At 32.9% G+C, this 13,286-nt stretch carries 14 protein-coding genes; 6 read left to right on the plus strand and 8 right to left on the minus strand.

Going from position 1 to position 13,286, the window contains the following annotated elements; translation table 11 throughout:
- Nucleotides 1–75: 75 nt before the first annotated feature.
- The 4 genes from KMHG_RS16675 to KMHG_RS16690 are packed head-to-tail and all read right to left on the minus strand — an operon-like array spanning nt 76 to nt 3,544.
- Nucleotides 76–1,650: a phage major capsid protein gene (locus tag KMHG_RS16675; RefSeq protein WP_010291299.1), complete on the minus strand. Its 1,575-nt coding sequence runs from the start codon at nt 1,648–1,650 to the stop codon at nt 76–78.
- On the minus strand, nt 1,640–2,902 hold the full coding sequence (locus KMHG_RS16680; RefSeq protein ID WP_010291301.1) for a phage portal protein: 1,263 nt from the start codon (nt 2,900–2,902) through the stop codon (nt 1,640–1,642). The genes KMHG_RS16675 and KMHG_RS16680 overlap by 11 nt, the downstream gene beginning before the upstream one ends.
- A gap of 16 nt (nt 2,903–2,918) precedes the next feature.
- On the minus strand, nt 2,919–3,242 hold the full coding sequence (locus tag KMHG_RS18175; protein WP_010291303.1) for a phage head closure protein: 324 nt from the start codon (nt 3,240–3,242) through the stop codon (nt 2,919–2,921).
- Nucleotides 3,239–3,544 carry a head-tail connector protein gene (locus KMHG_RS16690; protein WP_161601015.1) on the minus strand — a complete coding sequence of 102 codons (306 nt, stop codon included), beginning with the start codon at nt 3,542–3,544 and terminating at the stop codon, nt 3,239–3,241. The genes KMHG_RS18175 and KMHG_RS16690 overlap by 4 nt, the downstream gene beginning before the upstream one ends.
- A gap of 398 nt (nt 3,545–3,942) precedes the next feature.
- Here KMHG_RS16690 and KMHG_RS18545 point away from each other — a divergent pair, with 398 nt between their 5' ends.
- From KMHG_RS18545 to KMHG_RS16720, 6 genes are all read left to right on the plus strand, one after another.
- Nucleotides 3,943–4,530 (plus strand): hypothetical protein, encoded by a 588-nt coding sequence (locus tag KMHG_RS18545; RefSeq protein WP_010291307.1) that lies wholly within the window; start codon nt 3,943–3,945, stop codon nt 4,528–4,530.
- An 869-nt stretch (nt 4,531–5,399) separates the two neighbouring features.
- Nucleotides 5,400–7,013 carry a DEAD/DEAH box helicase gene (locus KMHG_RS16700; RefSeq protein ID WP_010291309.1) on the plus strand — a complete coding sequence of 538 codons (1,614 nt, stop codon included), beginning with the start codon at nt 5,400–5,402 and terminating at the stop codon, nt 7,011–7,013.
- A gap of 1 nt (nt 7,014) precedes the next feature.
- Nucleotides 7,015–7,386: an NUMOD3 domain-containing DNA-binding protein gene (locus KMHG_RS16705; RefSeq protein WP_010291310.1), complete on the plus strand. Its 372-nt coding sequence runs from the start codon at nt 7,015–7,017 to the stop codon at nt 7,384–7,386.
- 174 nt (nt 7,387–7,560) lie between these two features.
- Nucleotides 7,561–8,490: an NUMOD3 domain-containing DNA-binding protein gene (locus KMHG_RS18550; RefSeq protein ID WP_010291312.1), complete on the plus strand. Its 930-nt coding sequence runs from the start codon at nt 7,561–7,563 to the stop codon at nt 8,488–8,490.
- A 64-nt stretch (nt 8,491–8,554) separates the two neighbouring features.
- Nucleotides 8,555–8,752: a hypothetical protein gene (locus KMHG_RS16715; protein WP_010291313.1), complete on the plus strand. Its 198-nt coding sequence runs from the start codon at nt 8,555–8,557 to the stop codon at nt 8,750–8,752.
- 200 nt (nt 8,753–8,952) lie between these two features.
- Nucleotides 8,953–9,879 carry a hypothetical protein gene (locus KMHG_RS16720; protein ID WP_010291315.1) on the plus strand — a complete coding sequence of 309 codons (927 nt, stop codon included), beginning with the start codon at nt 8,953–8,955 and terminating at the stop codon, nt 9,877–9,879.
- Between the two features lie 252 nt (nt 9,880–10,131).
- Here KMHG_RS16720 and KMHG_RS19775 read toward each other — a convergent pair whose 3' ends face one another.
- The 4 genes from KMHG_RS19775 to KMHG_RS16740 all read right to left on the minus strand — a co-directional run.
- Nucleotides 10,132–10,554 (minus strand): HNH endonuclease, encoded by a 423-nt coding sequence (locus KMHG_RS19775; RefSeq protein WP_315969407.1) that lies wholly within the window; start codon nt 10,552–10,554, stop codon nt 10,132–10,134.
- Nucleotides 10,496–12,400, minus strand: a complete 1,905-nt coding sequence (locus tag KMHG_RS16730) for a terminase large subunit (RefSeq protein ID WP_010291321.1) — start codon at nt 12,398–12,400, stop codon at nt 10,496–10,498. The genes KMHG_RS19775 and KMHG_RS16730 overlap by 59 nt, the downstream gene beginning before the upstream one ends.
- A gap of 1 nt (nt 12,401) precedes the next feature.
- Complete coding sequence (locus KMHG_RS16735) at nt 12,402–12,911, minus strand: P27 family phage terminase small subunit (RefSeq protein WP_010291322.1); 510 nt, start codon at nt 12,909–12,911, stop codon at nt 12,402–12,404.
- 112 nt (nt 12,912–13,023) lie between these two features.
- On the minus strand, nt 13,024–13,286 hold a 263-nt coding region (locus tag KMHG_RS16740), incomplete at its 5' end, for a hypothetical protein (protein ID WP_203415684.1).

Below are 13,286 nucleotides of genomic sequence, written 5' to 3' on the forward strand. Positions count from 1 at the left end.
AATGTTTATATGTATAAAGAGATTGACGAATCAATCTCTAATATCTTACTTATCTTATGCTATTACTTGGTATTACTACGCAGCTGTAGTAACCTTAACGTATTTGAATCCTGATGGACGTTGTACCGCACCGCCGGCATATAGAGTAGTGTATAGTGTTGCTTGGCGTTTCTCCATTGACGCTGTATCTTTATCAACAAGAGTTTGCTCTGCATCTTCACGAAGTAATAATGCGTATGCTTTAGGGTCGCCGACTACGATAGGGTGATCATTTGGTAATACAGCAGTTAAACGAATTGGAACACCATGAATAGTACGTTGGAACTTACCGTTTACTTCTGCACCTTGTAATAGGTATTGGCCATTAGCTAAACGGATTTTGCATAAGTTATTTAATGCGAATCGGTTTACTAATACTACAGCGTTCTCTTGTGCTTCAGTATCTAAATCTAAGATCATATCTAAAATAATATCACCAGTCGTTTCAGATGATAATACTTCAGTGACTTCAAATGCTTTAACATCAGGATCATTCAAAATACCTTTGAAGCCAGCGCCTGTATCGTTACCTGTAAAGATTTGTTTCTCTAATTCTTTACGAACTTTGAGTTGAGAACGGTCAGCAAGATAAGAACCGAGATTTGCTTTTGCGGCATTATCAGTTAAGCGTGCTTTACCGATAGATACGTTATTGACGATCTCTTTTGCGCTAACAGTAATGTCAGTGAATGTTGGATCAGCAAAAGTACCGACTACCATTTCTTCGAGCGTTTGCGCTTCTGGGAATGATTCTTCTCTCACGATGTTAGCGTTACCAGATGTAGAATGAATGATTTCAACGTTATCAACTAGACCTGCTAAATCTTCTTTTACAACGACAATATCTTTTGCGACTACTGAATCGATTTGAACGCCGGCAACAGATTTTGATAATGCTCGAGTTTCGATAGCTTCATCGATTCGTTCACCTAATGAGCGTGTTTCTACTTGATTGATTTCTGTGACTTGTGTAATATCCATAGTTTTAGTTACCTCTTCTTTTTTATTTTGTGGTTCTACCACATTTGTTTGATTTGTGAATGACGATCGAATTTCTAAACCTTCGATTTGAATGATTGATCGTTCTTCTGCGACTACTTCTGTATCTTCATATGCGGGTTGATCCACAATACTTGCTTCAACAAATTTAATCTTTTTGATAGTACGAACATTTTTACCGTTTTCTTTAGTCCATTCATCATCGAGAACAATAAATCCCGGCGACATTTTATCAGTGACAGCCGATTTAACCATTTGATAGATTGCCCTACTTGCTTCATCATCTTTCAATAAAGCTTCAAATGATGTTACTCCGTTTTCATCTGAACTTAATTTAAGTGATTCATCTTCTGTTGAAGCGACCTCTTTTGATGGATTGTGATTGTATAGCAATCGGATTGGTTCATTATTTTTCGCTGCTCTTTCAATAGCGTCTTTAAATACACCTACAGCAAATCGTTCAATGAAAGTTTTATTTGTATCTTTAAATTTCATTTCTCGACTTTGCGATTCGGCTTTATTAATAATGCCAGTGATTTTATTTTGGACTGATTCGGTAGAAGGCGTTTCTTCTTCTACTTTATCGGGAGTTTGTTTTTCTTCATTCTCCATTAGTATCGATCTCCTTTTCTAAATTTTCGGAATTTTCAGACGGAGTTACGTGAGTAGATTTTTCGTTGGTATCAGGTTGTAAACCAACAATCTTACGTGCTTCATCTTGACTGATAATGTTTGAATCAAATAATTTCACAGCGATTTCAGATTGCTCTTTGTCATTCATTCGTAAATAACTTGAAGTATCGAACTCGAAGTAATATCCTTTTGCTCGTTCTTTGTCTGTTAACAATGAAAGATTAAAAGCAGATTCAAAGTCAGAAAGAATAGGAACGATTGCAGACTGAATATAAAATTGTCGTGCTTCAATATTATTTCGATACTTTGTTACATCTGAATCTACTAACGATTGTGGCATATTAAGAATTCGACAAATATCAGCGATAATATCTTTTTTAATATCAACGAGTTGCAATTCATTTGGACTCATTGATAATCGTTCGATTTTTAATCCACCAGTCCAGATAATTGTCTTACCAGCGTTTTCTGGGCCTCGATAGATTGTTTCAAATGAATTCTGTAATTCATTAAGAGAATCATCATTTAGATCATCGTCTGATGTTACAACTGATGTAGGCATTGCTGCGTTTTTAAGTAGTGCAACTGAAAAATCTAATTCTGCTTGCGCTCGTCGAAGTGACTTTTCTAAGTCGTTTATAATTCCTCGGCTACCACTAGAAATTTTTAAAATTTCATTGTAGTTGAAAGAAACTGTACGACTTGGAGCGTTTTGATCTTTTGATGGAATTTCGTAGACGTATCTAGCATCTGCAATTGTTACGCCATCATAACTAATCGGGTAGATCTTCATTTGATTAGAAGGGATAAAAGATAATTCTTTACCTTTCTTGTAAATAAATGCGTCACCATAAAGCAGATAATCAATAACAGCTTTCTGAATAAGTTCATCACTTGTAGCGAATCTGTTAGGCGCATAAGATAGAGCTTTTACCCAATTGTTATTTGGCACCTCATTACCGTCTTTGTCTTTCAATTTAATATCAAGCTGAGAAACTGTTCGGCTGATAATTTTCAATGCAGAATATGCGACTGGAATACCAAGTACATCTTCTCGAGTAATATCACTCTTGTATTCTCTGCTTTGCAATAAAATAGGGCGGCGGTTTTTTCTAACTTCTGAAATAATTTCTGCTGTGGTCTTTGCTGTTTTTTCTCGTTCATCTTCAATGAATTCGTCTAATTCTTTTCGACCTAGAAATTTATCTCGGGTGTCTTTAAAAAATCCCAATTTGTTATTCTCCTTTCTAAGCTACTTTTTTAATGTAGACTATTGCTAATTCTTTATTTTTTCTGTCGGGAGAAACTTTTTTAATTTCATATCTTTCTCCGTCTAATTCAACTTTCATTGTTGCTTCAATCTTTTTAGCAAGCACTTGTCTAATCCCAATAGAAATTGTATCTTCATAGACTGTGCCGATTGTTTTAGATACCTCTGTAACTAATTGTTCTCGTACTGAACACCAACAAGAAAATAAAACTTTTTCAACTTTCTTCGTTTCACCGAATGGAGTTTTTTCTAAGACTACTCCAATAAAAGAGCATCGTTCATTTAGATCGCTTATCTTCATAGTCCACCACCTAAACGTTTTACTCGGTACGGTGAGATAACTGCTCGAAACATATTACCGAATTCAAGCAAGGTTGCTTTTTCAGATTGGATTGTTCGATTCTCATACCAGTACGCAATTAATGATAGTTGAGCCATATCAAATTCTGGTGGAATGATAGTGAACTCTGCGTACTTTTTATTTAAAAAGTTTTCAATGTAGGATTGTGATGATGTGATCATCTTTTGAAGAATCTCGTCATCTTCTGAAATATCAACACGCAAATAATTTTTTACTTCTACTAATTCTAAAATACTGATCACTTCCTTATATTTTATTTATATGTATTTGGTAGAGTGAACTCTACCACTGAAAGAAATTCCTAAATTATGCCAAAAACAAAGAACCATTAAAATTAATGATTTATACGAATAGCGAGAATCGAACTCGCTTAAATCCACCGGGAATTCGTGCCACATAACTATACTGGAAGGTGTAATAGTGTTTCACGTTCGTTTTTAAGTGATCGTAATCAAAGAATTGCAGTTCTTTTTGGTACACCACTATTACATAATATATTATATGCGAACACGCACTTTTGAAACGTATTTACGCAAATTTTTTAGGTATTTTGCACTATTTTTTATGTACGATTGTTCGGAGCCGTGTATATAATAGACACAACAAGAAATAATTACCAAATTTTAGGAGACGATGAAAAATGAAAATATATACTGAATCAGAATTAAATGAAATGAAATGTGCCGAATTACGAGAAATCAGCGCCGAACTTAATATTCCTGGCCGTCATAAAAATCCAAAACGACTGCTTATTGAAAATATTTTAACAGAGTACAAAAATCGTGAAGAAGTTTCAGAGCCAGAAAAAATTGTTACTGTAAAGGAAACGAGCGACAATAAATTTGCTGTAGCAATCGTTTCAGAAGATGGATATGGGATAATGAATGAAAGTCGTTCATATAAAGATGTATCAGTTGCAATTGAACAGGGCAAACGACTAGCAAATGAAAAAGGATTAGATTTCTCTAGCAAGGCTGAAAAGACAGATGATCAACCTAAGAAACCTGAATTTGTTCTATTAAATGAAAAAGATGAAGAAGTTTATACTTCAGCTGTAAAACTTAATGTTGTGAAATATGCAATTGAAAATAATATTTGTAATGCAGGTTGGATTAATCGCAGCTATAAAACAGGTGAGAAAATTTATATCGATGGTAAATCAGGTAAAAATACTCGTCCTAAGAACTCTAAATATACAGGTGTAGGATATTCAGTAGTGGTTCGATAATTTATTGCATAAAAGATTTTATATATACTCATATGGAGGTCATACAACACGTTTGTATGGCCTTTTTATTTATATGTAATGTATTTCATCATCAATTATTATATGGCCTTAAAACGAGCTTAAATGCTTCATATGAATGGTACCAACATATGTCCGCTATTAATATGTATGATCTATTTTAGTGTAGGACACGAACTGGTACTGATTGAAAAGTATGATCACACGAAATTTAACATATATATATCTTAAAGAATGTTAAGTAAAAGATGATGGTAATATTGTACTATAAAATTGTATTAAAAAATGCAATCTTCTTAATTAGGGAAGATGCTTTTTTTTGGTACAAAAATTATTACTTGCAAAAAAACTTACCAAGAAATCGTTAGAAACCTATATATACCAACGTTTCGGACGAGTTTCCTTATATAAGATATATATAATATGACAAGAATAAAATTAAAGCGAGATTTGTTTACAAATCGAAGCTTAATCGAAATCTTGCTTGCAAGATGAAGATCTATAAAGAATGTTTCGCTAACGCTCACATTATGATTTCACTTTACTGCGTAAAGTTCATCATAGTTTTATTTGATTATCCACTTGTGATCATAAATTTTAAATATATTATAAGTTTAAAAAAAGTGATCATAAGTGGCTAGTTATAATTTAAGTTATCCACTTAATGACCAAAAAAATAAATATATAATAAGTTTAAAATTTTTGCACTTAAGTGGCTTATTCAATTATAAATGGCTTTTTTTATCCATTTAGGTTACGTTTCTTATTCGTCCAGATATAATATTTTTGTAATCACGATATGACGTAAATTATCAGAAGATTGCAACTAATTATATTGGAGGAAATTTATTATGAGAACATTACTAAATATTGTAGCTGAAGAATCAGCGGAGGAAGAAATTAAATTATGTAAGGAATTTTCAGTAAATCAAATTAGAAGTTGGTTTAAAGACGATACAGATGTAGCTGTATTCGCAGAAACTGGTGCGGGCAAATCTTATTTCGTTTTAAATAAATTATCTATTGTCGCTCAAAATTTAGGAATGAAAATTGTTTATCTTGCACCACGTCGATTAGTTCAAGACCAATTATTAAAGAAAGTTGATGAACGACTAAAAAAAGATATTGAAGTTGTGTCTTATCAGTTTGTAGAAAAGTATATCAACTCTAAAGATTCGTCTAAATTTAAACCGAGTAGAAAACAATTAGCTTTAGAAAATGCAGATTTAATTATTTGTGATGAAGTTCAATACTTTTCAGAAGATCTAAATTTTAACGAGAATACTGTTCATTCTTATGAATGGATTGAATCTCATAAAGCCAAAAAAGTTTATTTAAGTGGCACACCAAAATCATTCTTATCAATTAAAGAAAAATCAAATACAAAATTTAATAGTCGACCTATGAATATTGTAAGACAACCAAATTATAATCATAATTCGTTACAAAATATTTTAGTTGTCGATACAGAGAAACAAGTCGATGACATTCGAGAAGAATTTATTAAGACATCAAAAATTTTAGAATTTGAAAATAAAATTCAAGGTCTGATCAAAACTAAATCTCGTATTAGTGAACTTGGATATGACGCAGAAATTATTATGAGCGAATCAAATCGAGGATTCAACGATAATGTGAATGAAGATTTTTTAGAACACCTTGTTCAGACTGGCAAAATGGACGTTGACTGGTTAGGCACAACAAAAGTTTTAGACACTGGATTTAGTATTGTTCGTGATTCTGACGCTCTAGTTATTATTACTGGAATTCATTCACCCGAACAAATTGTTCAATCAGTTTCACGATTAAGAGATTCTGAAAAATTCGATGATAAAAATTTGAAGTTTACACTTTTGATCAAACTTTCTTCAAATCAATTTATTGAGCAGCAACAAGAAATTTTATGGACTCACACAAATTGGGCCGAATCAGAAGAATCAAGAAATGAATATCGTCGATTAATGAATAGTAAGAAAAAGCTACCAATGCACGTCTATGTTGACCCTGAAACGAAAGATTTAACAATCAACCAAACAGCGAAAGATATTTTGAGCTATAAAGTTCAAGAGCTAAAAGATATTGCTAATTTAGAGACGTTCATAAATGAGCTGAAAAAGTATTTTCCTAACACAAATATTTCATTTGATTTAACACGAGTGAATAAAAAATATTTAAAGAAACTCGACAAAGAAAAAGATCTAACTGATATTAAAGGAAACTTACAAGATTTTATCGAAGAACTATTCTCTGATAGTGAAGAAGTTATTATTCCTAATTCTAACTTTTCAGAAGTATTAGAGTCTATTCGAGTGATCACTAAACGAGCGAAAAAACCTAGCCGAGTTACAAGCCTTCAAAAGATTTTTGATGAAAATGAAATTAATTATTCAATTACTGCTGAGAAAAAAACATTGGGCGGAAAGCAACAACGTTGTTGGATTTTTACGAAAGTGGAGGAAATTTAATATGACAATAAATTACATTATCCAAGCGAACAAAAAAAGAAATGAGACGCAACGACAAATTGGTAGGAAATTTTCAGAGGAAACAAAGCGTAAGATTCGTGAAGCAAGACAAAGACAAGTTTTTTCAGATGAAACAAGACAGAAATTAAGCGAGAATAGTGCTAGAAAAAAATCATTCGCTATAAAAAACAAACAGACTGGCGAAGAGATAGAATTTGACTCCATAGTGAATGGATACCGCTATTTAAGAAGTATCGGCGTGAAAGCCACGAGATACCAATTCAATAAATATCTCGTTTATATGGCACAAGGTAAAGAACCAGTTGAGACACGTTCAAAAGATTTAAGAAAGTATACAGCTAAATTTATATAATATGAGGTCCATACGAACGCCGTATGGGCTTTTTTATTTTATTTACATAGAAATACTCATGAAATCGTTAAATGGCCTTAAAACAAGTTTAAATGATTATTTTGAATTTGGTTTACGTTTTCCGAGAGTCGAGATATAAATATTGTAAATGGAAAATATTAGGAGATGAAAATGATGGTAACAATAGAAGGTAAAGAATTACAAACATACGATTTTGATGAAATAAACGGAAAATGTTATGGGTTCATCTACGTGACGAGAAATAAATTGAATGGCACATTGTATCTGGGTCAACACACAGCATGGAAAAAGAATTATTTAGGTAGTGGAATTTTGATTGTGAAGGCTATTAAAAAATATGGTGAAGAAAATTTTGAACGAATAATTATTGACGTCGCTCATAATCAAGAGAAATTAGACGACTTGGAAACGATGTACATCAATGAGTTCTTTGGCTATTGCATTGCGACAAGTAAGAAATGGTACAATATTAAGTCAGGGTCACAACATGGTGGAAGTTGCTTTGCTGGAAAATCAGAAGAAGAAATGATGGAAATTAGGGAAAAATTAAGTGAGTCGTTGAAAGGTAAAAAACTTTCTGATGATCATAAACGAAAATTGAGTGAAGCACATAAAGGTAAAAAATTAAGTGATGAAACGAAGCATAAATTAAGTGAGATTAATAAAGGCAATCATCATACAGAAGAAACAAAGAAAAAAATGAGAGAGAACAATATAAAATTTTGGAAAGGTAAAAAACTTAGTGAAGATCATAAACGTAAATTGAGTGAATCACACAAAGGTAATCACCATAGTGAGGAGACACGTCAAAAAATGAGCGAAAACAGCGGAAAAGCTAAAAAAGTTGTTCTATATCAGACAAATACAAACGAAGTATTATCAGTTTATACAACTAGAAAAGAGTGCACTAAGTGGGTATCAGAACTATTAGATTGCAATTTTGGCTCATGCAGTAATTATTTCACAAATCAATTAAAAAATAGAAATCCTAAACCTTTTAAAAAGAGGCCTGATCTAAATAAACTTCGTATGTATTACTATGATGATTTCGTTCAACAATTTGGTGAGCCTATTATTGCGTAGATGGTTTCCATTTTAAAATCTTCTCGATATAAATAGATCACACAAACATTAGGAGTTGATCAACATGGAATATGTCGTATTTAAAAAAGAAGATGTAGACAATATTGTGAGAATAAGTGAATTTATAGAAAACGGAATGGATAAACTAGCTAAAGAGCATTTTGATTTTCGGGTCGATTTGTGGGAGTTGAGCCAAGGGTTTGATCATATCGGATTATCTCTCGAAGAAGGCATTGTCATTTCGAATTATAAATACTTTTAATAGTGAGAGAGACTACTATTTTATGGTAGTTTCTCTTTTTGTATTATTTGGTATATAATTATTCTCATGAAATAGAAAAAGCTACGAGTCATAGGTGGTGGAACACCTCGTCGTAGCTTAATCACGTATAACCATATACCCACATTATACATGAGGAGCTTTTCTATTTCAATAACTATATTCGAAATGGAGAAATTATCATGCCACAAAAATCAACTAACCTTCCAGGAATTGTGAAAGTCTATCGAAAAGATCGTTTCACAACTATTAATTCCCAACCTATTCAAAACGAATTATCAGATTTAAGAAGTATCGGCGTTCTGGCATATTGCCTAAGTATGTCAGAAGAATTCGTCTTATATAAAAGTGCCCTCTATAATAAATTTTCTAGAAAAAATGTAGACGCTGCTATTCGAGAGCTGACTAAAAAAGGATACTGGGTTTCTGTCGAGTTTAGATACGAAGGAAAAATATCTTATATGCATCTAATTTCAGACTTCCCATTTGATAAAGAATCTATTAAACAGTACATCGATGAAGCTATTAATCAAGGCTTTAAATTTGTTCGAGTATCATGTTGCTATGATGATTTATCTCTGTTGTACTCTAAGTGCAACGGTACAAAAAATGATAATTTACCGTTGTACCCTCGGTACAGCACTAAAAGTACATCTAATAATAAAAAAGCAATTAATAAAAAAACATCAACTAAAGTTGATGATGAGAGTTGCAACGTTAACACTGTTTTAACTTCATCTGAAATCAATATAGATGATCAATTACCGACAAATCTTGTTGACCTTGAAGAATCGAGATTAAATGCCATAAAAGCTCAATACCCTAATATTAATGATGATTGGTTTACACAGATTTATAGCAAAGCCAAATCAGATGGACGCATTAAAAATGCTATTGCATATGTCGCTAAGAGTGCTAAAAAATTTAATGACAGTATTAAAGCAAAAGAGTTAGCTATGAAACAGCAACAAGTCGAGAAAGGCCTTCCTGAGTGGTTCAAGAATGGTGATCATAAAAATTTCGAAGATGTACAAACAAAGCAAAATGAACATGACGCAGAATACTTTGAAGCCAAAAGAAAAGAAATCAATGCAAAATTAGGTATTTAAATGCTCTATGAGGGCTTTTAAGTGATTTCTTGATAAAATACTCATTGTATATTCAAAGGACGCTTAGAACGCATTATATGACCTCTGAGCATACTCTCATAATAAAGAATTACGAGAACTTGCAAGCAAAAAAAAATAAATCCTCCTATGAAGGAGGATCATTCTTTTTTAATTTCCATGCCAATATTAGAGTTGCGATCGCATTTAATGTGGCCACAACTTTTAATATTGCTAGAGCTAGAGCGAGATAAATCACATTCTTTCGAAGTCGAGCTTGTTTGATGTACCTAATTCGAGGTTACAAGTCTTACAAACGGTGATCAGGTTTTCATCGTTCAGCCTAAGTTCTGGATAATCTTTACGAGATTTGATGTGATGCACTTGTAAGTTCTGATAATTGATTAGATTAAATTTATACAAGCATCTTTGACAGATGTATTTATCTCTTTTAAGAATGACCTTTCTTTTTCGTTTCCATTGTGGACTATTTAGAAAGATCATTTCTTCTTTGTTGTTTTCATAGTAATGCTTTGATTTAGCATTGTTTAGTTTCGATTGGCACGAACATTTTGTCCCGTACTTATATTCTTCTAAACAATGACTACAAATACGATAATTAGCCAATAGTACGAGCCTTCTTTCGTGGTCGGCGTTTTTTAGCCATTTCAACATCATGTAAGTACATCGTATTAATTAGTGCTGCCACCATGTCGATTTTGCCAGTAGATTTTTTCTTATTGACGTAAGTATTTAAGTTAGTGTCATAGACTTCTCGAGCATTTGAAAAGTTGATCTCTAGTAGAGGGTTGGCTTCATATAAGAAATTGCCTTTTAGAATTTCTTCTTTTAAAAGTTTAGTCGCAACGTGAAGAACACTTGAATGTTGTCTAACTTCGATACATTTATAGCCAGCCTCACTCCATCTGTCGACACTACTTAAAGCTTGCCATTTATCGTAGCCAATTGACTTAATACGAACTCCGTATTTTTCTTCAAGAGAAAGTACGAAATCTTCTACGAACTTGTAGCTTATTACACTGTCACCACAAGCAAAAGCGTAACCTTTTTCAGTCATAAATTTATAATTTAGACGTTCTATGCGTGACTTTTCAGATTCCCTATCAGCAGGGTAAAATGCCCACGATTTTGCAACATATTTTTGTAGATCTTCATCATACGTTGACATTGTAATAGCTGTGTTATCAGTAGTCATGGCTAAATCGACACCAACAAATACTTCTTTACCTTGCCAATCATAGTGATCAATTCTGCCTTTTACTAAATCTTCTGTGGCGATGAACACTTCTGCGTCAGCACCATCTACAAAAATATTCATGTGCTTAGTCATAAAATTTTTCTTCTTAGAAGGAATCTCGATTGCTTTTTTACGTTGCTCTTTTAGATAGTCAAGGTTGTCGGGCAATTCTTCAGCTAATGGATTAGCTTGTAATAGAGCTACATCTTCAGTCCAATCTTTCGGATTATCGGGTTTGTAGAGTAAAGCAAATAAAGTTTCGTCATTGATTGTTTTATCTAAAACTTTCTCTGCATATTCAACCTCATTAATCATAGGATTGTGGAACGACTCATAGGCTGTAGAAATTAAGATACCTGTACGATTGATCATATTCATTTGTGACGATTGCATAGCTTCAATAGGATAATCGTTTCTTAATGCCCCTACCTCATCTGCAACATACGCCGTAGCCTTGCGTCCATCAAGTCTGTTCTCTGAACAAGCTAAAGCAGTAAATTTAGATTTTGTTAGTAAGCAACGAATCTCATCTCGTGTTAGTTTGAAGTGATTAGCGATGAAAGGCGATTTATCAATTGTCTGTGAAAGTTCCTTCTTAACGATTGATGATAATTCTCTGTCGGGTGCAACTGAATAGAACTCTGAATAGTCTGGCTCAATCAACATCAAGAGAATAAATAAGATCGCTATCAAAAAAGATTTACCATTTTTTCTGCTAATCAGTAAAACTGATTTTTCGTATCTTCGTTTTGTAGGATTATCTTTGTGTTTCCAACATAAAGCATTGATGATGAAAAACCATTGAAATCCAGCAAGAGCATCGTAGACGCTTTCGCCTTCTCTTGGACCAGTAGCAATGTTGATCAACCTTGTCATATTGGTAACACGTTTTATTTCTTCGACGTTCAAGAAATAGTGATCATTATTGTCAACATCTTTTAAAAATTGCTCGCAAGCTTTCTTGATGTATTTACCAGTGATTGCTTTGCCAGTAACAACATCAACTGCATACTGATAAGCTTTATGAGATTTAATGTAATCTTCATCAGAAATTTTACTGTCCTCTGATAAAATCGCTTCAAGGGATTGCATATTCCTCGCTAATTTCTTTTTCTTTTTTTCGATAGCCATACTTTTAATAGTTTGCACATACAAATTGTAAGGCAGAATCTTTTGAATTTCGCTTGGAACTTCGACAAAATAAGTTACGGGGTCAGCATATTTTGAGGGTTTTACTAATAGCTCTTTAAGTGCATCTTCTACCAATTTATTTGCCCTCCAAAATATCTTTAATTTTTTTAGCTGCGTCTGAATCAGCAAAACTTTCTCCATCTGCATTTTTAGCAATAATCTCTTGACGTTCTCGTGGTGTTAAACCAATCATTGCAAGTTGTTCATTAGCAAATCGAATTTCTTTTTGTCGGTCAGCAATCAAAGGATTAGCTTTTCGTTCTACACCTTTGTAAGTATCTACATTTACAACGAAATCTTCGCCGATGTCTTTTTCAAATTGATTAATTGCATAAAGTGAATAAGCAATTTGTTGTAGAGCGATTGTATCTACGTCGATTAATAAATCTTCAAGTTCGAGCGCTTTAATAGTGCCTATAAGACGCTCATATATCTTTTCTTGGCCTTCATTGAGTTTTATCTTGTTATCAATATCGGAGCCTTTAGAATGATCCGTAATAGCTTTAAACTCTTTGTTTTGTTTATTCGCTCGAGTTGAGTTTTTAACTTTTGAGTTTCCTCGATTAATATTTTTCTTTCGTGCCATAATATGTGTGACTCCTTTCCAAAAAAAATCGGTAATTGTTGTCAGCGTTGTGTGAACGAACCTCGGTGGGTATAATTTGTACTAGTCTGTTTTTTATCCGAGAGGTCTAGGGCTACTGATTGATCTTCTTATCTAAATTTCCAACAGCTTGTGGGTCGACTGGAATGTTACGACCAAACATTTCAAGTAATAAATCTTGTGTAATCTTAGCAATATATGGTCGTTTGTATGGTGTTCCTTTGTAGTGTGCTAATGTCATGCGAATAACTACTGCTTTTAAATTCTTGTCATCTAAATAATCCTTGAATTCTGTTAGTGTAGAAAGCTTGTTATATAATTCTGTGTCCATAATGATTTTCTCCTTAGATTTTATTT

It is taken from the genome of Kurthia massiliensis, assembly GCF_000285555.1.
Lineage (GTDB): Bacteria > Bacillota > Bacilli > Bacillales_A > Planococcaceae > Kurthia > Kurthia massiliensis.